At 46.9% G+C, this 23295-nt stretch carries 11 protein-coding genes and 3 rRNA genes; 9 read left to right on the forward strand and 5 right to left on the reverse strand.

The window, feature by feature from the left end; all coding sequences use genetic code 11:
- Positions 1-630 precede the first annotated feature (630 nt).
- From rrf to HQQ92_RS16165, 4 genes are all read right to left on the reverse strand, one after another.
- Positions 631-746, reverse strand: a 5S ribosomal RNA gene (rrf, locus tag HQQ92_RS16150).
- Between the two features lie 189 nt (positions 747-935).
- Positions 936-3842 (reverse strand): 23S ribosomal RNA (locus tag HQQ92_RS16155).
- Positions 3843-4204: 362 nt separating this feature from the next.
- Positions 4205-5752, reverse strand: a 16S ribosomal RNA gene (locus tag HQQ92_RS16160).
- The 16S, 23S and 5S rRNA genes sit together here, the layout of an rRNA operon.
- A 928-nt stretch (positions 5753-6680) precedes the next feature.
- Complete coding sequence (locus HQQ92_RS16165; protein ID WP_105251502.1) at positions 6681-11234, reverse strand: biotin carboxylase N-terminal domain-containing protein; 4554 nt, start codon at positions 11232-11234, stop codon at positions 6681-6683.
- Positions 11235-11355: 121 nt separating this feature from the next.
- On the opposite strand from HQQ92_RS16165, the gene HQQ92_RS16170 reads away from it, so the two are divergent.
- Positions 11356-12267 (forward strand): LysR family transcriptional regulator, encoded by a 912-nt coding sequence (locus HQQ92_RS16170; protein WP_105251501.1) that lies wholly within the window; start codon positions 11356-11358, stop codon positions 12265-12267.
- 163 nt (positions 12268-12430) lie between these two features.
- Here HQQ92_RS16170 and blaOXA read toward each other — a convergent pair whose 3' ends face one another.
- Entirely contained in the window at positions 12431-13255 is an 825-nt protein-coding gene (gene blaOXA, locus HQQ92_RS16175; RefSeq protein WP_105251500.1) for a class D beta-lactamase, read from the reverse strand.
- 330 nt (positions 13256-13585) lie between these two features.
- Between blaOXA and HQQ92_RS16180 the strand changes: the two genes are divergently transcribed.
- The 8 genes from HQQ92_RS16180 to HQQ92_RS16215 all read left to right on the forward strand — a co-directional run bounded on the left by HQQ92_RS16180 (position 13586) and on the right by HQQ92_RS16215 (position 23080).
- On the forward strand, positions 13586-14740 hold the full coding sequence (locus HQQ92_RS16180; protein ID WP_173246760.1) for a hypothetical protein: 1155 nt from the start codon (positions 13586-13588) through the stop codon (positions 14738-14740).
- Positions 14741-14898: 158 nt separating this feature from the next.
- Entirely contained in the window at positions 14899-15558 is a 660-nt protein-coding gene (locus tag HQQ92_RS16185) for a SprT family zinc-dependent metalloprotease (RefSeq protein ID WP_173246764.1), read from the forward strand.
- A gap of 129 nt (positions 15559-15687) precedes the next feature.
- Positions 15688-16464, forward strand: a complete 777-nt coding sequence (endA, locus tag HQQ92_RS16190; RefSeq protein WP_173246767.1) for an endonuclease EndA — start codon at positions 15688-15690, stop codon at positions 16462-16464.
- A gap of 8 nt (positions 16465-16472) precedes the next feature.
- Entirely contained in the window at positions 16473-17204 is a 732-nt protein-coding gene (gene rsmE, locus HQQ92_RS16195) for a 16S rRNA (uracil(1498)-N(3))-methyltransferase (protein WP_173246769.1), read from the forward strand.
- 93 nt (positions 17205-17297) lie between these two features.
- A complete protein-coding gene (gene gshB, locus HQQ92_RS16200) occupies positions 17298-18251 on the forward strand; it encodes a glutathione synthase (protein ID WP_173246772.1) in 954 nt (317 codons plus the stop codon).
- 74 nt (positions 18252-18325) lie between these two features.
- Positions 18326-19648 (forward strand): alkaline phosphatase, encoded by a 1323-nt coding sequence (locus HQQ92_RS16205; protein WP_173246775.1) that lies wholly within the window; start codon positions 18326-18328, stop codon positions 19646-19648.
- Positions 19649-19868: 220 nt separating this feature from the next.
- On the forward strand, positions 19869-20912 hold the full coding sequence (locus HQQ92_RS16210) for a methyltransferase (protein WP_173246778.1): 1044 nt from the start codon (positions 19869-19871) through the stop codon (positions 20910-20912).
- 479 nt (positions 20913-21391) lie between these two features.
- The gene (locus HQQ92_RS16215; protein ID WP_173246781.1) at positions 21392-23080 is read left to right on the forward strand and encodes a DUF342 domain-containing protein; all 1689 of its coding nucleotides are present in this window, start codon (positions 21392-21394) and stop codon (positions 23078-23080) included.
- Positions 23081-23295 lie beyond the last annotated feature (215 nt).

A 23295-nucleotide genomic window follows, 5' to 3' on the forward strand; every position in this document is an offset into this window, starting at 1 on the left:
CCCATCATTGCTTATACGAAACGCTCGTTTGTCCATTGTGTCTTAACGCCTTCGTACATCAGCAAAACTTATCTTCATAAGGTGATCAGTTGATGGGAAAGAACGTTGCTAAGTTCACTCAGTCCTAAATTCACTCAATCTGAGTTTGGTATCACATTTAAAAAAGCCAATATTTATCGCTTGCTTCATCAGCAGGACTATCCTAAATAACCCCCCTTACTCGCCATCCAAAGCCATCACAGCGCCTTTTGCAAACCGCGATTATATGCAGCTGCACCTCGCCTTAACTTCTACAGCTACGTTCTTTGGCCGCTATACCGCGATCATGATGGACTGTGCGGGGGCATCAAATAAAGATGGCAGAAGATTTTATAATCTGAGATAAAACTGCAGCCTTATTCTCCGGAACTGAATCTGATAGAACAGTTGTCGCGGATATTAATAGAATTGATATAAAGCCAAATGGTGCAAATTATTCGTATCGTGGAAGGTAAAAAAGGGATTATCGAGAGAAAAATAGGAGGAAAACTGACTAATTGAATAGACACTAGGCTGGATTTCACAAATTACAGACGCAAAAAAGCCAGCTTATTCAGCTGGCTTGGTTACATCTCAATGAGATAATTAGGCGCTTGGCGATGACCTACTCTCACATGGGGAGACCCCACACTACCATCGGCGCGTTTGCGTTTCACTTCTGAGTTCGGGATGGGATCAGGTGGTTCCACAAGGCTATTGTCACCAAGCAAATTCTGTTTATTACCGTGTCCATCTCTGGACCACGTTAATAATAATTCGGAAAGCTGATTTGCTTTGTTTGAGTTCAAACTTTATCAAGTATCTGTATTCTGTCTAAGGCTTTCGTACGACCTCCATGGAAGGAGGAAGTGCTAGAAAATGTCTGGAACATTTTCAGTAAAACCCATCTGGGTTGTATGGTTAAGCCTCTCGAGTCATTAGTACATGTTAGCTCAACGCCTCACAACGCTTACACACCATGCCTATCAACGTCCTAGTCTCGAACGGCTCTTTAGAGGAATTAAATTCCTAGGGATGACTCATCTTAGGGCTCGCTTCCCGCTTAGATGCTTTCAGCGGTTATCGATTCCGAACGTAGCTACCGGGCAATGCCATTGGCATGACAACCCGAACACCAGCGGTTCGTCCACTCCGGTCCTCTCGTACTAGGAGCAGCTCCCTTCAATCATCCAACGCCCACGGCAGATAGGGACCGAACTGTCTCACGACGTTCTGAACCCAGCTCGCGTACCACTTTAAATGGCGAACAGCCATACCCTTGGGACCGACTTCAGCCCCAGGATGTGATGAGCCGACATCGAGGTGCCAAACACCGCCGTCGATATGAACTCTTGGGCGGTATCAGCCTGTTATCCCCCGGAGTACCTTTTTATCCGTTGAGCGATGGCCCTTCCATTCAGAACCACCGGATCACTATGACCTACTTTCGTACCTGCTCGACGTGTATGTCTCGCAGTTAAGCTGGCTTATGCCATTGCACTAACCGTACGATGTCCGACCGTACTTAGCCAACCTTCGTGCTCCTCCGTTACTCTTTGGGAGGAGACCGCCCCCAGTCAAACTACCCACTGGGCACTGTCCCTAATCCCGATAAGGGACCTAGGTTAGAACATCAAAACTACAAGGGTGGTATTTCAAGGACGACTCCATCATGACTAGCGTCACAACTTCAAAGTCTCCCACCTATCCTACACATGTAGGTTCAATGTTCAGTGCCAAGCTATAGTAAAGGTTCACGGGGTCTTTCCGTCTAGCCGCGGGTATACGGCATCTTCACCGCAATTTCAACTTCACTGAGTCTCGGCTGGAGACAGCGTGGCCATCATTACGCCATTCGTGCAGGTCGGAACTTACCCGACAAGGAATTTCGCTACCTTAGGACCGTTATAGTTACGGCCGCCGTTTACAGGGGCTTCGATCATGAGCTTCTCTTGCGATAACCCAATCAATTAACCTTCCGGCACCGGGCAGGCGTCACACCGTATACTTCCTCTTGCGAGTTTGCACAGTGCTGTGTTTTTGATAAACAGTTGCAGCCACCTGGTATCTGCGACTCCCGTCAGCTTAGAGAGCAAGTCTCATCACCAACAGGAGCGTACCTTCTCCCGAAGTTACGGTACCATTTTGCCTAGTTCCTTCAGCCGAGTTCTCTCAAGCGCCTTGGTATTCTCTACCCGACCACCTGTGTCGGTTTGGGGGTACGATTCCCACTAACCTGAAGCTTAGAAGATTTTCTCGGAAGCATGGCATCAACTACTTCAGTCCCTTAGGACCTCGTCATCAGCTCTCAGTGTGTACATTAAAGTACGTGTCCCCGGATTTGCCTAAGAACACCACCTACCACCTTAAACGCGGACTACCAACGCCGCGCTAGCCTAGCCTTCTCCGTCTCTCCATCGCAGTTAGCGGAAGTACAGAAATATTAATCTGTTTCCCATCGATTACGCCTTTCGGCCTCACCTTAGGGGTCGACTCACCCTGCCCCGATTAACGTTGGACAGGAACCCTTGGTCTTTCGGCGAGGGGGTTTTTCACCCCCTTTATCGTTACTCATGTCAGCATTCGCACTTCTGATACCTCCAGCGTGGGTTACCCCTTCACCTTCAACGGCTTACAGAACGCTCCTCTACCGCGCACAGTAAACTGTGCACCCGTAGCTTCGGTGACTAGCTTAGCCCCGTTACATCTTCCGCGCAGGCCGACTCGACTAGTGAGCTATTACGCTTTCTTTAAATGATGGCTGCTTCTAAGCCAACATCCTAGCTGTCTAAGCCTTCCCACATCGTTTCCCACTTAGCTAGTACTTTGGGACCTTAGCTGACGGTCTGGGTTGTTTCCCTTTTGACGACGGACGTTAGCACCCGCCGTCTGTCTCCCGAGTAGTACTCATTGGTATTCGGAGTTTGCAAAGGGTTGGTAAGTCGGGATGACCCCCTAGCCTTAACAGTGCTCTACCCCCAATGGTATTCGCTCGAGGCGCTACCTAAATAGCTTTCGAGGAGAACCAGATATCTCCCGGTTTGATTGGCCTTTCACCCCCAGCCACAAGTCATCCGCTAATTTTTCAACATTAGTCGGTTCGGTCCTCCAGTTGATGTTACTCAACCTTCAACCTGCCCATGGCTAGATCACCGGGTTTCGGGTCTACACCTTGCAACTAAACGCGCAGTTAACACTCGGTTTCCCTACGGCTCCGCTATTCGCTTAACCTCGCTACAAAATGTAAGTCGCTGACCCATTATACAAAAGGTACGCAGTCACGGTCTCAAGAACCGCTCCCACTGCTTGTACGTATACGGTTTCAGGTTCTATTTCACTCCCCTCACAGGGGTTCTTTTCGCCTTTCCCTCACGGTACTGGTTCACTATCGGTCAGTCAGGAGTATTTAGCCTTGGAGGATGGTCCCCCCATATTCAAACAGGATGTCACGTGTCCCGCCTTACTCGTTTTCATCAATGGTTAGTTTTCATGTACGGGGCTATCACCCTGTGCCGCTGCGCTTTCCAACGCATTCCACTAACACCCCACTGACTTAAGGGCTAATCCCCGTTCGCTCGCCGCTACTAGGGGAATCTCGGTTGATTTCTTTTCCTAAGGGTACTTAGATGTTTCAGTTCCCCTCGTTCGCCTCGCAACACTATGTATTCATGTTGCGATAACAGCTTATGCTGCTGGGTTCCCCCATTCGGACATCGTTAGCTCAAATGCTTGTTACTAGCTCGCCAACGCTTTTCGCAAGTTACTACGTCCTTCATCGCCTCTGACTGCCAAGGCATCCACCGTATACGCTTAGTCGCTTAACCATACAACCCAAATGAGTTTCACTCACCTGAGTCGCATTGCGACCAGCTTGGTTTTACTTGTCTCACTTCTGACCAAAGAAGTGGACGCGCCTTAGACGTAAACTATTCAATAAAGAATAATTTACTTTTGAATATTCAAGACACTTAATAAAGTGTTTGAGAACTCATGTTCAATGCTTTCGCATTAAACGTTTTGTAATTAATCACATGACAGACTCATGCAATTAAATACTATCAGCTTTCCAAATTGTTAAAGAACAATGCGTACCGGCTCGCGGCGCATTTAGCTCTGACTTCTCCTAAGAGAAGCTAAACAAGCAATCTGTGTGAACACTCAACAAACATTAAGTTAGTCGTATAGGTAAGGAGGTGATCCAGCCCCAGGTTCCCCTAGGGCTACCTTGTTACGACTTCACCCCAGTCATGAACCACAAAGTGGTGAGCGCCCCCCCGAAGGTTAAGCTACCCACTTCTTTTGCAGCCCACTCCCATGGTGTGACGGGCGGTGTGTACAAGGCCCAGGGAACGTATTCACCGTGGCATTCTGATCCACGATTACTAGCGATTCCGACTTCATGGAGTCGAGTTGCAGACTCCAATCCGGACTACGACGAGCTTTGTGAGATTAGCTCCACCTCGCGGCTTTGCAACCCTCTGTACTCGCCATTGTAGCACGTGTGTAGCCCTACTCGTAAGGGCCATGATGACTTGACGTCGTCCCCACCTTCCTCCGGTTTATCACCGGCAGTCTCCCTAGAGTTCCCACCATTACGTGCTGGCAAATAAGGATAGGGGTTGCGCTCGTTGCGGGACTTAACCCAACATTTCACAACACGAGCTGACGACAGCCATGCAGCACCTGTCTCAGAGTTCCCGAAGGCACTAAGCTATCTCTAGCGAATTCTCTGGATGTCAAGAGTAGGTAAGGTTCTTCGCGTTGCATCGAATTAAACCACATGCTCCACCGCTTGTGCGGGCCCCCGTCAATTCATTTGAGTTTTAACCTTGCGGCCGTACTCCCCAGGCGGTCTACTTAATGCGTTAGCTTGAGAGCCCAGTGTTCAAGACACCAAACTCCGAGTAGACATCGTTTACGGCGTGGACTACCAGGGTATCTAATCCTGTTTGCTCCCCACGCTTTCGTGCATGAGCGTCAGTCTTTGTCCGAGGGGCCGCCTTCGCCACCGGTATTCCTCCAGATCTCTACGCATTTCACCGCTACACACGGAATTCTACCCCCCCCCCTCTACAAGACTCTAGTTCGCCAGTTCGAAATGCTATTCCTAGGTTGAGCCCAGGGCTTTCACATCTCGCTTAACAAACCGCCTGCGCACGCTTTACGCCCAGTAATTCCGATTAACGCTCGGACCCTCCGTATTACCGCGGCTGCTGGCACGGAGTTAGCCGGTCCTTCTTCTGTAGGTAACGTCACAGATATAGCGTATTAAACTACATCCTTTCCTCCCTACTGAAAGTGCTTTACAACCCGAAGGCCTTCTTCACACACGCGGCATGGCTGCATCAGGGTTTCCCCCATTGTGCAATATTCCCCACTGCTGCCTCCCGTAGGAGTCTGGGCCGTGTCTCAGTCCCAGTGTGGCTGATCATCCTCTCAGAACAGCTAGGGATCGTCGCCTTGGTGAGCCATTACCTCACCAACTAGCTAATCCCACCTAGGTTCATCCAATCGCGGAAGGCCCGAAGGTCCCCTCCTTTCCCCCGTAGGGCGTATGCGGTATTAGCAGTCGTTTCCAACTGTTATCCCCCTCGACTGGGCAGATCCCTAGGCATTACTCACCCGTCCGCCGCTCGCCACCTCAGAAGTAAACTCCCTTGTGCTGCCGCTCGACTTGCATGTGTTAGGCCTGCCGCCAGCGTTCAATCTGAGCCATGATCAAACTCTTCAATTAAAGTTTTGTTGCTTCCGTCTTGCGACTTCAGCGGCTCAATGAATTCTGATTTTTTGTTTCTAACTAAAGAAACAAACTGTACATATTACTATGAACACTCATTGTTACATTGATTTAAATTTTGACTGCCAACCCGAAGGCTAAGCAGTTTCGATTAACTCAACACCTGTGAGTGCCCACACAGATTTCTTGTTTTATCTTGTTAAAGAGCAACTCAATATTCGTAAGAGAACTTGAGTACCACACTGAGCGTCGAACGCTTCCAGTTGGTTGGCTAGGGCTGCGTATTCTACGCATTTCCCGTTTCGCGTCAAGGAGTTTTGCAAACTTTCTCAACACTCATCAATCAGTAAACTCATCGATGAACCGTCACATCAGGCTGCTTAACGCTGTCTGCCGTGTCAGTGGATGCGCATTATAGGCAGCAGGAGATTTTGTGCAACCCCTATTTTAAGGAAATTTGCAGTTAATTCTAATTATCTAATCTAGTCACATCATACCCACCACTTACCCCCAAAGTTATCCACACACAGCTCATTTTAGACTCAGTTTCAACTTAAAATGAGGTTTGATGAGCCTCTATATACTACGAATAAAGCATGGAGATTCCGTTGATTCTCGAGGCCAGAGGTGGATTCTTGATGCAGCTTGTTCTAATAAATGGGCAAACGATAGATTAAAGAGACTCTTTGCCGACTTAATCAGAGATACAGGTCGTATTGCACAGAGCTGAGATTGGCCACTTGTTAGCGATATGTTTATCTATTAAAGCTAAGTTGATTTATCAAAGACGTCATGCACATTAAGAGTGGCATGTTTGCTTACCTATATTTAGTGACAGGAAATTTAGTGGCAATAATTTAGAAGCAAAAAAATACCCGCCAATGGCGGGTATTATCTCATTCAGCTATGGCGCTAAACGCTGAGCTTATTCTTCAACAGGCGAGACCACGAACAGTAAGTCGCCTTGAGACACTTGCTGACCATTGCTGTTCAGGATGCGCTCTATACGATACTTCTTATCTTCAGGGTACAGAATCGCACTCTGGCGGTTAAAGCCAGCTAAGGTCACTTGCGAGAACATCTTCATCGCTTCTGTTAGTGCTAGTGTTTGATCAACGGTGACTATGTCACCTTCTTTCACGAAGTCCGCTTCACCCGGTGCAGAAGAGGTATAGAAGATACCTGCGCCTTGGGCTAACACTTTCAGTTCGTTACTTTCGCCAACACGCAGTGATTCAGTGTCTACTTCCACAGTTTCAGCGGCAGCTTCCATTTCTGCGATCAACGCAGGAATATCGAGCTCGGCCATTAAGCGTGGCAGATAGTTAGTATCGTAAACACCTTCGTTGAAAGTACCATCTTTCAAGATCAGCTTGAGCAACGGAATGTTAGTCGCGATGCCTTTCAGCACTACACTGTCTAAGTATTCGTACAGTTTGGCAATCACATCCTCACGGTTTTCACCGCGCATGATGATTTGCGCAATCAAGCTATCGTAGTATGGCGATACTTCTTTACCTGGCGCAGCAATCGAAATGATTTCCACATCGGGATGATCTGGGAACACACACTCAGTGATCTTGCCCGGATTAGGAATCAGCTGCAGTATGCCATGGCTATCGAGCGCCGCTTTCTCAGCCGTCACACGTACTTCCATCGCATAACCAATTTCTTTAGGCTCTAACGCTGCAATTGAACGGCCAGCGGCAATATCAAACTGCGCACTAACGATATCAATACCTGAAGTCGCTTCCGTAACAGGATGCTCAACCTGCAGACGCGTGTTCATTTCCATGAAGTAGACTTCGTTTGCATCTAAGTTATAGATGAACTCAACGGTACCTGCGCCCATGTAATCGGTCGCGTCGCCTAAGGCACGGGTATAAGCCAGCACTTGTCGCTTCAGCTCATCCGGCAACATAGTTGAGCCAGATTCTTCGACCACTTTTTGGTTATTACGTTGAACCGAACAGTCACGCAAACCTAATACTTTCGCGTTGCCGAACTTATCACGCAGTAACTGCACTTCGATGTGACGCAGTGATGTCACATATTTCTCTAAGTACAAGTCACCGTTACCAAAGGCTGCAGCTGCTTCGGTTGCAGTTTTTTGGAATAAACCAATCATGTCTTCAGGACGTTTTACAACCTGAATACCTTTACCGCCACCACCTTGTACCGCTTTAAGCAATACTGGATAGCCAATTTCGCTCGCCACGTTTACGGCTTGTTCAGCATTGGTCAGAATACCGTGCGAACCAGGCACAACAGGTACGTTTTGCGCTTGCGATGTCTTAATTGCGTTCGACTTGTTACCCATAGTCGTCATTGAATGCACGCTAGGACCGACGAAGTTAACACCGTTATTCACACACAATGCAGCAAACTGCGGGCTTTCTGATAGGAAACCGATACCTGGATGCAATGCATCAACCTGTTCATATTCGGCTACTTTCAGCACAGAGTATGCGTTCAAGTAACTTTCATCCGATGTGTTACCACCGAGACAAACTAACTTGTCGGTTTCTTTGAGCATGTCCGCGGGGACTGACGTCATATCTGGATCAGACGCCACTAATACCACATTGATATTATTGTCATGCGCCTTACGAATAAGTTTTACAGCTGTACAACCACGGGCGTGAACCAATACTTTGTTAATTGGCTTCATTAACTTACGTGGATCGTTCTGCACGATCACTTCTTCTTCAACAGTAGCTTCAACCACTAAGGTCGACAGTGCATTGATGATCACGTCGTTAATTTTTGCCGAAGGCATTGGCATCAGAGGATCGATACCCGCTAACTGAGAGTCTAAATTGTCGCTGAATGGGTTATGGACTAAGCCCGCCATTGCGCCAGGTACTTTTGACAAGTAGTTAGACAGCGTTGCCGTTGATGGTAAGTACGCTGGCACCACCATTTGACCTGCGAATGGCATGTTAGTACCAGACAGATAGTAAGTTTGCACCAATGGGTGAGTCACAAAACTCGCCTGCGCACCACCGGTACAGTCACCAAAACCAAACATCAGTACTGGCAATTCGTTATCACGAATAAAGCGCGTGATACGGTCGTTCACCACAGCCATAGAGAATAGCGCCGCGGCGCCTTCTTTAGTCTGCATACCGCCTGAACTGATAAAGCACACAACGGGTAATTTACGCTTAGCACACTCGATTAATAGTGCAGAGAATTTCTCAGCACTGGCCATATCGAATGCACCCGCTTGGAATGCGGTGTTAGACACAGCCACACCCACACGCACTTTTTGACCTTTTTCTTTAAAGTCAGCAATACCTGTGATCAAACCACATGGGCGAATGCCTTTATCTAATGCGTCTTCAATCGATAAACGGAAGCCTGGGAAGTTGAGCAAGTTAGCCGACATTTTGTCGCCGTTGATCTCTTCGAAATGGGTAAAGAACTGCTTCACCACATTTTCCCAAGTCATGTTGCCTTTACGTTTTTCGTCACGTAGCACTTTTTGGATCAATAGATCTTGATAACCCATGGTCAAGCGGTTCCAGAAGTCCTTACGACGACCGATACGCACAGGGTTGATCGCGCCAGTGTACTTGCTGGTATCGCTTTCACTATCGAAATACTCAGGCAGTAAACGCTCGAAGAAGTAAGTCAGTACCACGAATAGACTGTCGTTAAGTTGTGGGAAACCCACACTCTTCCACTGCTCTACTCGCACCAACAAATCGGCGCGGTTCGATTGACCCATAAAATACTTGAGCCACTTATAGAACTTAGCTTTGTCGTTCGAGGTATCTTGCGTCGACAATGCATGGTCAATTGACTTGTGCAACAGGTTGTTCACTGAGTTACGTGACAAACTCTTCGACATCATGGCTTCTTTCGCGATTGACGCTAAGCTGCCCACAACGTTGTCATACAAGGCATTGAAGATCAGAATGTTATGGCATTGCCAAATAAAGTCTTCACGCAGTTCTTCATTTACCACCACATCCAGCACAGTCAGCTGATTCAGCTCAGGCCATTTAGCTTGAGTAACAGACTTTGGCAAACTTTCTAAGTGCTGAATCAGCCCTTTAAAGTTGTTAGCCGCATTGCTCTTCCAGCGATGATACAAAGACCAGCTGATGTTGAATAACAACGCCTTACGTGCTTTTTTATAGTTCTCTTTTGGCTCACCCAAAATCAAACGTGTCAGCATGTTACGCTCGGTAGAGACTTCGTCACGTTTAGCGACAAAGTTAGTCCACAATTTATTCAAATCTTCGTCATAAACTAGCTTGTCAGGGTTAGACAACCAAGCTTGGAACACACGGTCTTGTTCCTGTTGAATACGTGCCAACAGATCACCTTCTGGCACGCTAGCACGTGACAGACGACCATATTGCTCTTGAGAAATAGAATGGATACGGCTACGTAGCGTTAAATAACGCAAATAGCGATAGGCGCTACCGAACAAGTTATGGTGACTGGTCGGGCTCGTTGCCACAGCCAATTCTGCATTCAGTTCCAAAGCCATCAAGTTTTTAGATGGATTAAGGAAACGAGTTAAACTGCGATCATAATGCTCACGTAAATCTTTAGATTCACGCACAAAATTCATCGCTGCACGCTCAACCGCTTCTACGCTGCTAATAATAGCGCGGCGCAGATTGTGCTGACGCTCGTCGCGATCGCCTGGTGAAAAGTCGATGATACCGTCGATACAACCTGAGGTATAAAGCTCTTCTGGTGATACACCCACAGATTTCGCACATTCTTGCCAAGATAAGTTGTACTTACGGGCAATACTTTGCAGACCTTGTGGCTGGATCGTGTTGAAAATACCGTCACGCAACGACAACAGAATGTTCGCCGCCGCTAATGGAATTGCGCCACCAGAATAACCAGCACCAATTACGATACCGACTGTCGGTACGTCAACGTTGGCACTTTCTGCGATGGCTTTAGAAATTGAATGCGCTTGGTTTTGGCTGTTAGCGATTTCGCCAGCATCCGCCCCTGGGGTATCAATTAAATAGATAATAGGCATAGACAATTCGGCGAAATGACGAATTGCTTTACAAGCGGCGTAATGATGCTCAGGCATCCAAGCACCGTTAGCGGTAGTGCGTTCTTGGGCAATAAAGCCAATACGACGAGTGCGTGAACCAAAGTTCAGCTCGACCTCAGCACTGTAAAAAGAGCCCAAGTGAGTTTCCGTAATCAAACGACCTTTAAGATCGGCAATAATACGTTTTGCACCAGGACGACCTTTATCTTGGGTCGGCTGGATCACTTTAGCAACGTAACCGTCGACATCTAAAGATGCCAAGTCTTTTAAGTTTGCTTGAATAGCATCCTCATTTAAAAGACCTTTAATTTCTTCCGATAAACTCTGTTTACTGTGCTTAGGAAACAGAGAAAAATCTTTTGCCAAATGCTCGGCCTGTAAAAAAAGCGGATCGGGCGTTTGGGCTTGAGTCATGTGTTTGGGCTGATTATTGCTGGTCATCAAAAGATCCTCTGCTTAGCCTCTGAAAATTTTTAGCCAATAAATATAACTTTGTTATCCCGTCAAATGCCATTAAACTGCATAGGACGCTTTGTTCCAAATATGAGACAGTGGGAATAACATGCCAGATTTAAACGGTATGATGCTATTTGCAGCCGTAGTTAGAGCGAAGGGATTCTCCCAAGCTGCACGTGAAACCGGCCACCCAAAATCCACCATAAGTCGCAAAATCGCGCAGCTAGAAGAACAACTTGGCGTGCGATTACTACAGCGCGACACCCGTAATTTGAGTTTGACCCAAATCGGGGCACTCTTTTATCAACACTGTGATTCGATTCGCAATGAGGTAGAAGCGGCCAAGGCAGTTATCGAGAATACTCACGATGATGTGTCAGGATCATTACGCATTGCAATCCCAGTGTCATTTAGCCAAGAACTTATCGCTAACCTCTGTAGCGGATTTATGCGTTTATATCCCAATGTTGAATTGGATGTCCAGTTTACCGACAACGATATTGGTTTAGTCGGTGAAGGATATGACATAGCCATCAAATATGGTCCACTTCAATCGTCGGACTTAGTCGCAAGATTACTGTTTGAACGCCAGCCAATTTTAGTGGCAAGCCCTGCATACTTAAAACTCAAAGGCACACCCGCGACCCCAAAGGAACTCAGCCTGCACAGTGGGATTTTATTGGGGACTTCTCGCTCAGCACCAATTTGGCCATTGGGTAAAGGTTCGCGTAAAACCATGGCTAACTTTCAGCGTAAAGTGAGGGTCAACAGCCCGATAATGGTGAAGCAATTAGCCATAGATGATTTTGGCATCGCCATGTTATCCAATTCAGCCTGTAAGACTGAACTTGCTAATGGACAGCTAGTACCGATTTTACAGGAGTGGCCGATTGAACCTTTTAAGGTTTACGGGGTTTATTCGAGCCGACGCCAACTGGCCACCAACATCAGTGTCTTCTTAGATTTCTTTGTAAAACGCTTCAGCAGCCAAGAAAGCCTGCAATCCCTAATGGGTTAACGTTTCCCGTCGCATCAGGAAACCTGTTTCAAGAAAGTCCAATAAAAAAGCCTAGATCTGAGTCTAGGCTTTCAGTATCACGATTGATGTCAGCCAAGTAGGCCACTTCATACGCAATTCTCGCAAGGTTTAGATACGCTATGCTTACGCGACCTAGCATGGGCTAAGGAATAACGCGTTCCCGTTTTAAGATTTCCTTAGTAATGGCTTGACGCAATGGTAAACCTGCGGCGTCGGGAATATCCATATTCATCGCAAAAAACCATACATTATCATCGAGTTCAACCCAACCTACCCACCAGCCAATGCTTGGTTCTGCTCTGACTGCATAGCCGGTTTTCGCACGGATAATATAGTCAGAATTCGCTTCAGTCAGCATGGCTTGCTTAACAATACGTAAACTGCGCTCAGAAGCGTGTATCTTGTTGTGATAAAGCTTACGTAGGAAATCGATTTGCTCCGTAGCCGAAATTCGTATGCCACCATCTAACCAAAAACTATCCAAATTTCCCGAAATATCCTCATTACCATAATCAAACGAGGCGATCATCTTCGACATACGCGCCTCACCAATTTGGCGAGCAAACTCTTGGTAGACAGGCACAACCGAATACTTCATTGCAGTAATAAGGTTATGATCACGATTCCAAGTTGCGATATCTCGACTTTTACCATCCCACTTAAAGACTTGATGCTCATCCTTCACCACGCCAAGCTCTAGCGCGATCAAACTGTTAGGAATCTTAAACGTCGATGCAGGTAAAAAACCTTGATTGGCACGTTTAAGATTATTAGTGAATCCCTGTTGCTTGTTTTCATTCCATAACACCACTACGCCTTTAGTTTGGTGCTGAGTAAAACTGGCATCCCAACTGCGGGTTTCTTGCCACTCCTTAGCTGTAGTAGATGCAAAAGTCGGCGCCACTAAGCTTGACGACACTAAAATAGACGACATCACCAGCACAGCCGATATGGTGAACAAACGCATAAAGTCTCCTTGTAGAAAAACAAACAATCCAATGAACTAAAAAAGTGATTAAGGCTATCACTTAGGGTTTTGGCAAGCCCTAGCAAACTGCTGACCAATTGTGGCAAAAAAGAGGCAAACTAGACCCTATTGCACTGTTGCAGATGGATTAATGCTAGCGCCATATGATTTGTGATAGAAGATATTGACATAAGATGACGAAGATCACTGAGCTTAACTTTATTACCCTCAGCTTGTAGTGCATACTTTTTGGCATAAGAGCCTATCCGTACGAAAAAAATAATCATTATTTCCAATGAATAACGTCTAATCACTACAGGGAAGCCAAACATGTTAAAGCCAGTGTTAACACTCATCCTCACCACCAGCTTAATGACTACAGCCAGTGCCGTGCAGTTATTTGGTGATGTTGAAGTTTCCCGCCTACCAACAGCCGAAAAAACCATAGGCGACGTAGTCACTCGCTATCAAGCTCTTGACGATGGTCTGGCTCAGCTGAGCTCAAAGAAAAACGAAGTTGACGCCACCCAATTAGCGGCACGCCAAGGACACAGATTATGGCAACAAGCTGTCCGCGATGTGCAGTCAGGGCATTTTGACGACCGACCTTTATACTGGGCTCGCCTTGCCATGCTTAATAGTCTAAAAACCACCAGCGCCAACTTTAAAATGGCCGATTGGCAACAAGACATATTAATGAGTGCGGTTGAAAAAGCCTCACGGGGTTTTAGCGATATTCAATATGGTGATGATGTCCAAATCAAAATATTTCTCACGGGTTTCGATCCTTTCTTCCTCGACAAAGATATCACCCAGAGTAATCCTTCCGGTCTAGTTGCCCTCGCCTTGGATGGTTTTCGCTTTGATATTAATGGTAAAACGGCGCAAATAGAAACCGCTATGGTGCCAGTACGTTTTGCAGATTTTGATCAAGGACTTATCGAGTCGCTATTGAGCCCGATTTATCGCGATCCCAAAACCCAATTTGTATTCACCGTTAGCATGGGCCGAACTGATTTTGATATCGAACGTTTCCCTGGGCGAAATCGCAGCGCAGCGGCGCCCGATAACCCAAACGTACTCACTGGCGGCACGAAAACCGCACCCGTTGCCCCAAAGCTTAATGGTAAAGATTTTATCGGCCCCGAATTTGTGGAATTTTCACTGCCTGTTTCGGCTATGCAAGTCAAAGATGGTCAATGGAAAGTCAATGATAACCATACTGTCACTACCCTTGCCCGCGGCGAATTTAGCGCGACGTCATTAAACGAACTGCAAAACGAAACCTCAGTCGAAGGCTCTGGCGGCGGTTATCTTTCTAATGAAATCTCCTATCGTGCCATAGTCTTGCAGCAAAAGTTTAATAGCCATGCCAAGGTCGGCCACATTCACACACCAAGAGTCAAAGGCTATGACGCAGATACTGAGCAAGCCATAGTCGAACAAGTACGCACTATGGTGATGCAGGCGGCAGCGAGTTTATAGCCAAGTCACATTTCCTGAAACAGGCTGAAACTAGCATTGTCAGATAGCGTTCGCTATGATGTGAACGCTTCTGATGTGAACGCTTAGGCAGGCTTAATCACCGATAAGTTTTAAGCACTCAATTTTATCTTTAACCGACGAGATCCAACGCTAACCCTATGCTGAAACCCGCTGACTTACTCAATGCCTTACGCCGTCGCAGCAGTGAAGCACTTGCACCACTGTCAAGGTCGACGTACGCAGCCTTGGGCCAAAGCCAAGATAAGTCGCAGGTGATAACGAGTCCACCAGCACCAAATCCGGCTCAGGCACATATTTTCACCGGTTCATCACGCGCACTCTCGTCACTACAAATTCAAGTACTAGAGCGAATTGAAGCTTGTTATCAAGAGGCCGAGGTATCGCTTAAGCGCACTTTTCCACGCCCAGTCACTCAATTTAGTCTAAGGGGTAAGAGCGCGGGTACAGCTCATCTGCAACAGAATCGCTTGCGATTCAATCCTGTATTGCTACGCGAAAACAGCGAGGCATTTCTGACTGAGGTCGTCCCCCACGAAATTTGTCATTTGCTGTGTTTTCAGCTTTTTGGCAAAACCAAGCCCCACGGTAAAGAATGGCAATCTTTGATGTTAACGGTATTTAAGGTCAATCCGAGTACCACACATAGCTTTAATACCACTTCAGTTACGAGTCGCGATGTTGAGTATCGCTGCGCCTGTGGACCGATTCGACTGAGTATTCGCCGCCATAACAAGGTGTTGCGTGGTGAAAGTCGTTATATTTGTAAACGCTGTAAGACCCATTTAACTGCGTTCTAGCGACTTTCAGCAAACAAAACTCCCACCTAAGTACGACTCAATTTGCATAAACAGCGATATTTCCCTTACCATCACGCCATAAAAGACGAGCCAAAGGCTCGCGTAGTGTTTGTTATTTTGGGATAAATTTTGAACATAGCTTCTTTAACCGTTAATTCACGGCGACTTTTGTTGTGCCTAATCACTTGGGCGGCGACCTTATCTGTGCCCGCAAGTGCCTCAGTGTCACATCCCAGCAGTTTCAGCCAAGCAAAAACCAAGTCACAGGCGCTCTACGTAGGCAGTCGCCAAGGTACTCTGCCCGCAGTCAGCTTTTACTGTGGCTGTGAAATTCAGATCAAAGGTAAATCGTGGAAACCCGATCTCGCCAGCTGTGGTTATCAAGTCCGTAAACAGGAAACCCGCGCCAACCGTATCGAGTGGGAACACATAGTCCCCGCCTGGGAATTTGGCCATCAACTCCAATGCTGGCAAAAGGGCGGCCGTAAAAACTGTGCCGATAACAGTAATGAATTTAATAAAATGGAATCGGACATGCATAATTTGGTACCCGCAATTGGTGAGGTCAATGGCGATCGCAGCAACTTCCGATTTAGCCAATGGAACGGTAAGGCTGACCAATATGGCCAATGTGCTATGGTAGTCGACTTTAAGAATCGTCAAGCACAACCTCCCGCGAATACCCGCGGTAAGATAGCCAGAACCTACCTCTATATGCAGCAGACCTATGGTCTTAAAATCGCCTCTAGCCAATTAAAATTATTTAAGGCATGGGATAAAACCTATCCAGTTGATACTATTGAGTGCAAACGTGATAACGCCATAGCGCAAACCCAAGGTAACCATAACCCCTTTGTGCAGAATGCCTGTAATGCGCCACCACAGCGTCAACAATTAGCCGAATAAGGTCGACAATGAGAGTCCCAAGAATTTATCAACCTCAGCCATTAGCCATCAATCAACAGTTGAACTTAGACGAAGATGGCGCGGCCCATATCGGCAAGGTGCTACGCATGGGCAACGGCGAACATATCAGTCTATTTAATGGCGATGGCAATGATTATCTTGCTGAAATTGTTGACGCAGGTAAGAAGCATGTCACAGTAAAACTGCTCTCCTGTGAGGCCAATTTATCTGAGTCGCCACTCAACTTGCACTTAGGCCAAGTGATTTCCCGTGGCGATAGAATGGAGTTCACCATTCAAAAATCAGTCGAGCTTGGCGTCAATACTATTACGCCGCTGTTTTCAGATCGCTGCGGTGTGAAACTCAACGGCGAACGCCTAGAGAAAAAAATTCAGCAATGGCAGAAGATCGTCGTGAGCGCCTGTGAGCAATCGGGACGCAGCCAAGTGCCCGTGATTCGCCCAGCGATGGACTTACACGATTGGTGCAGTGAGCCGACCTCAGCGCTTAAACTCAATTTGCATCCACGTGCCGCACACGGTATCAATGGCTTAGATTTGGCCCATACCCGCGTGCGACTATTAATTGGCCCAGAAGGCGGTTTGTCGGCGGAAGAAATCGCCATGACAGAAACCTATCAATTTACCGATGTGTTGCTTGGCCCCAGAGTGCTACGCACCGAAACCGCCTCGCTCACCGCCATTACGGCACTGCAACTCAGATTTGGTGATTTAGGCTAGACCGTCCACAGCCGCACACAGCGGTGGTATAGCACCCCATTATCCAATAAATGCTTTTTTGCCTGCAAACGGCGACAAATAAGGAACAGATTAATGATAAAACTCGGCATAGTGATGGACCCCATCAGTGAGATCAACATTAAGAAAGACTCCAGTTTTGCCATGTTAATGGCCGCGCAGGAAAGAGGTTATCAGCTGTTTTATATGGAAATGGCCGATCTTGCCATGGTCAACGGTGTGGCTATGGCCAATATGCGTCCGTTAACTGTTTTCAATGATGCGAGCAAATGGTTTGAACTCGGCGAAGCTACAGACACGCCAATGAGCGAACTCGACGTGATCTTAATGCGTAAGGACCCGCCATTCGATACTGAGTTTATCTACGCAACTTACATGCTTGAACGCGCCGAAGAACAAGGCGTGTTGATCGTTAACAAGCCACAAAGCTTACGTGATGCTAACGAGAAACTATTTACCGCATGGTTTAGCGAATTCACTCCAGAAACGATCGTAACCCGTGATGCCAAACGTATCCGCGCTTTCCACCAAGCGAAGGGCGATATTATTCTTAAGCCACTTGATGGTATGGGCGGCACCTCGATTTTCCGCGTGAAGCAGGACGACCCAAACCTTGGGGTCATCATAGAAACCTTGACCAGCTATGGCCAACAATATGCCATGGCGCAAGCCTTTATCCCTGAGATAACCAAAGGCGATAAACGCATTTTAGTGGTCGATGGTGAGCCTGTGCCCTACGCCTTGGCGCGTATCCCAATGAAAGGCGAAACCCGTGGTAACTTAGCGGCAGGCGGAAGCGGTGTGGCTCAACCTTTATCCGACAGCGATTGGGCAATTGCCCGCGCCATTGGTCCAGAACTTAAAAAACGTGGACTGATTTTTGTCGGCCTCGATGTCATTGGTGACAAGCTGACTGAGATCAACGTAACCAGTCCAACTTGTATCCGTGAGATCCAAGCAGCATTTAATGTCGACATCACCGGCATGTTAATGGATGCTATTGAAGCACGCATGAACACCAAAGCATAAAAATTTACCAACGAGTTTGTTGATTTAAGGCGCTTTGACATCACAAGCGCCTAGCCACTTTCTAGGGATGTGATATGAGTTTCACCAAAGCGCCATTCTTGTTACTCGGCATAGGTTTATTACTATCGACTCCGACTTGGGCCAACATAGAAACAGGTCCAACGAAAGCACCGTCGCGTCCCAAAAACATTGTCATCATGATAGGTGATGGTATGGGACCGTCTTACACTAGCGCTTACCGTTACTACAAAGATAATCCTGACACAGAGGAAGTCGAACAAACCGTATTCGACCGTTTACTTGTAGGGATGGCGAGCACTTATCCCGCCAGTGTCAGTGGTTATGTTACCGACTCAGCCGCGGCAGCAACTGCGCTCGCCACTGGCGTTAAATCTTACAATGGGGCGATTTCGGTCGATACCCAAAAGCAACCGCTGCCGACCATACTCGAAAAAGCCAAATCCCTTGGCCTTAGCACAGGTGTCGCTGTAACGTCGCAAATCAACCACGCCACGCCAGCCGCCTTTTTGGCCCACAACGAAAGCCGTAAAAACTACGATGCTTTGGCACTCAGCTATCTAGAAACTAACGCCGATGTATTCTTAGGCGGTGGTCAAAAATACTTTACCCCTGAACTATTAGCACAATTTAAAGCCAAGGGTTATCAACATATTACTCGTTTTGAAGATCTCGCCAGCATCACCCAACCTAAAGTGCTGGGACTGTTTGCCGAAGTCCAATTACCTTGGGCGATTGATGAAAAAGATGCGAAAAAACTCAGCACTTTAACCCAAAAAGCACTCAATTTACTGTCGCAGAATGACCAAGGTTTTGTGTTGTTAGTCGAAGGAAGTCTCATCGACTGGGCGGGCCACAATAACGACATCGCCACTGCTATGGGTGAGATGGATGAATTCTCCAATGCCATTGAAGTGGTTGAGCAATTCGTGCGTGAACATCCTGATACCCTGATGGTGATCACCGCCGACCATAACACCGGCGGCCTATCGATTGGCGTCGATGGAAAGTACAACTGGAACCCTGAAATCCTACGCAACGTTTCAGCCAGTACCGACACATTAGCCTTAGCCGCCATCAGCGGTGAACAATGGCAGGCCGATCTTGCCCGCGGTTTAGGTTTTGAGCTCAACGAAGAAGAAATCGCAAAATTAACGGTCGCCAGAATGCAGGGATTAGAAACCATCGCGGTTGCAATTCGCCATGTTATTGATAAGCGAACTGATACAGGTTGGACAACCGACGGTCATACAGGCACAGACGTACAAGTGTTTGCCGCAGGTCCCGCATCTGAGCTGTTTAACGGCCATCAAGACAATACTGATATCGCCAATAAGATTTTCAGCTTATTGCCAAAACCGAAGAAACCTAAAAGCTAAGCGTTAGTCGATTCCGTTCATTAAAGACAATCACATAAGGCAACCGCATAATGCAGTTGCCTTTTTTATTGGGTCTTTTTATTAGGGATTTTATTAGGGATTTTATTAGGGATTTTATTAGGGATTTTATTAGGTCTTAGCGCAGTGATTCGATGCAAACTGGCTCGGGCATAAATAACAGGTATAATGCCCGCACTTAAGTCTATCGGTGCCAGTAACTGTGTTAACTAATCCATCGCAAGTCATTATTCGTAATCAAGACAGCCTAAGCCAACATAAGGTGTTAGTGCTCAATCATGAAGCCGATCTACTGCCAAAAGCCCTGCTCGATGTCGCGGCCTCGGTCGATGCCCTCGCCTTGGATTATCACCATTATTTACACTTAGCGCCGCACGCGAATTCAAAACTGCGTTGCTACTTCGGCCACGAACTGCCACATCAAGACCCAATTAAACCAGAAAAGTACGATACTGTTATCGTTTATTTCCCCAAGGCTAAACCCCTCGCACCTTATCTGTTTAACCTCGCCGCCAGCAATCTTGTGCCTAACGGCCAACTGTTAGTGGTTGGGGAAAACAAAGGCGGGATTAAGTCTTTAGTTAAACTCTTGCCTGAGTATTTTACGACGGGGATGAAGCTCGATAACGCCCGCCACTGCCTGCTGTTTGGTAGCCATTTAGAGGGCAGCGCCCCGGCAATGAAACTTAGCGACTGGGTCAGTCAGTATCAACTCACAACGCCGCAAGGCGAGATCAGTATCTGTAATTTAGTCGGGGTATTTAGCGAAAAACGGTTAGATCTCGGCACTGAATTATTATTGTCACACCTACCAACACTCTCGGGTCGAGTGCTCGATTTTGGTTGCGGCGCAGGCGTGATCACCGCCGCTCTACTAAAAGCACAACCGAGCCTATCCCTAGAATGTGTTGATATTAATGCCATGGCGTTAGCTTCTTGTGAACTCACCCTGGCGGCCAATGGCATGACAGCCAAAGTGTATCCATCCGATGGGCTCGCGCAAACCACAGGAAAATTTAACGGCATTATCTCTAATCCGCCGTTTCATGATGGCCTCGCCAGCACCACCAGCATAGCGCAGAACTTTGTCACCGATAGTGCTAAGCAATTACAACATAATGGTATTTGGCAAATAGTCGCCAATCGCCACCTGCCCTATTCCGATATTATCGCCGCCGAATTTGGCCAATTGAAAGTGGTTGCCGATAACAACAAGTACAAGTTGTATTACTTCCAGCACAAATAGATGTTTGATTAATAACGCGCAGATGCTTTCGCTGAAGCGCGTTATTGGCAACCCAGCCACTCACTCTTATCCCAATCCCTGTTTGTTTTTAGATAAAACCTCCCTTTCATCGTGTTACAAAATTCAATATTGTGATCTGCCGCATGCCAGCGATTCTGACAATTCCTCACTTATAGTCACTCAACAGCCGTTCCTAACATAGGGATTCGATTTAAAACATCAAAATAATGGTTAAACCTAAAATCAATATAAGTTGTGGTTTATTCAGTAATTTTTGTTATAAAACCAGAGATAACACTGATTATAAGACTCAATTTTTTATAAAAAACTATTTTAAAATTCACTCATAGACCATTAACAACAAAATGACAACATTTGCTGATTTTGCAGCCAAAAAGGCTTCTTTACCCTAAGTTTCTACTGTTATACTCAAAACAGCTTCTTAACAAGAATAAAACGCAATTACTAGGAATGCCCCTATGCTGGACCCTGAACTCATAGAGCTAAACAGCGATAAGACAAAAGCTGAATTGCGCCTGATCCCTAATGTCCATGGTCCAGTCACCCATGAAGACATAATGCGCCTGTTGTCTTTACCTGAATTCGCCGCCCTGTTTCCGCTAGAACCAGCCATTACTAAAACCGTCGCTAAAATCAACTCTCTTTGTAATCAAGACGATGGAAAATTTGAGCTCTATACTACTTTGGCCGAACGTCGCGATGGCAGCATAGCTATCGAGATTAGTCCCGATAAAATGCAAGCCAGTCTTAAACTTACCGCAGCATGGGGTGGTAAACAGATAGATTTGCCAGAGATCCTCACTCATCTCAAAAAAAACAACGTCTGCATGGGGCTAAGCAAACTCAAAATTCAAGCTCTACTAAAGCAACTCAGCACACTCAAGCCAGGGGAAATCTGCCAAAGTGAAATAGCCCAAGGCAAAGCCCCTGTTAATGGACTCAATGCGGTACTAGAACGCAAAGTATTCCTTGCGCGGGAGCGCTTGCTTCAGCCACAAGAGCGCGAAGATGGCAGTGTCGATATGCGCAATTTAGGCGCAATGATCGTTGTTAAAGCCAATGATCTCTTGATGGTTAAACATTTAGCCACCGAAGGCACTCCGGGCTACAACATCAAGGGCGAAGTCCTTAAACAAAAACCAGGTAAGGATGCAGTGCTTCAAGCGGGTACAGGCACAGCTTTTCATCCCAAAGATCCCAATAAGCTGATCGCCACAGTGCCGGGGCAACCCGTCGAAACCCGTACAGGTATGAATGTCGATGATGTACTGCAACTTAAAGATGTCGACATCAGCACAGGCCATGTCACCTTCAAGGGCAGTATTTTAATCACAGGTGATGTCCACGAGGGCATGATAGTTAAAAGCTCAGGCGATATTACCGTGATGGGGTTTGTGGACTCCGCCACCCTTGAAGCAGAAGGCGATGTCACTGTGAGTAAAGGCATCATTGGCCGCCAGATTAAAGCCAATGAATACTCTACCAATATCTATTCTCAAGGCCAGATCAGCGCCCAATTTGTGCAATATTCTCAATTAGTTGCCAAAGGTAATATCTTAGTCACTAAACAGTTGCTGCACAGTAATACCAAAACCGCCGGCAGTTTAACGGTCAGCGATCCTAGCGGTCGTCGTGGTGATCTGGTTGGCGGAGTTGCACACGCTGAAAAAGGCATCACGGCGGTTGTCATAGGTGCAACGGCAGGGACTAAAACTGACGTTTACTGCGCAATGGGACAGGCTGAACTCAAGCAAGATCTCAAGCTACTCGATGAGAGCGTTAAAGCTATGGTTGTCGCCAGTTTAGATATCGAGGCTCGCCTCAATAAACTGCCCCCCAAGTCAGAATGGCAAGCTGACGCGGTTATGATTGAGCAAATAAAGATGATGCTTGATGAGAAGAATCGCATCATGGACGAACGTACCCGTGAAGAGCTTGAATTCGATACCTTTAAACAAGAAGTCGAAGGCTACTACGAAAAATACCGTATCGAAGTGCTTAAACACGTATTCCTTAACGTTGAGCTGCATATAGGTCAAGCAAATCACCGTACGGCACGTGAACACGGCACTTGTTGTATTGCCAATGTTAATCAAGAGATTAACTTTGACTATAACGCCAAGGCAAAAGCTGTACCGAGCACATAAGGTTCACTAGGGTTCTTAACGCCAGTGCTGAGGCAGCTTTCGCTCGGTAGCCAAACCTCTGAACTCGTTCTGGCCTCTATCTATCTTCTCCAAGCGTGGCATACTGCTCACAGATAAACGCACGCAGCAGTATGCCAAGTCACCTTCTTGCTAAATCCTAATCCTTGTCTACTGCCGCCGATTGATCTCAGAGAATACCTCAGAGCCCATTTTAA

This window comes from Shewanella sp. DC2-4, from assembly GCF_013248875.1.
GTDB classification, from domain to species: Bacteria; Pseudomonadota; Gammaproteobacteria; order Enterobacterales; family Shewanellaceae; genus Shewanella; species Shewanella oncorhynchi.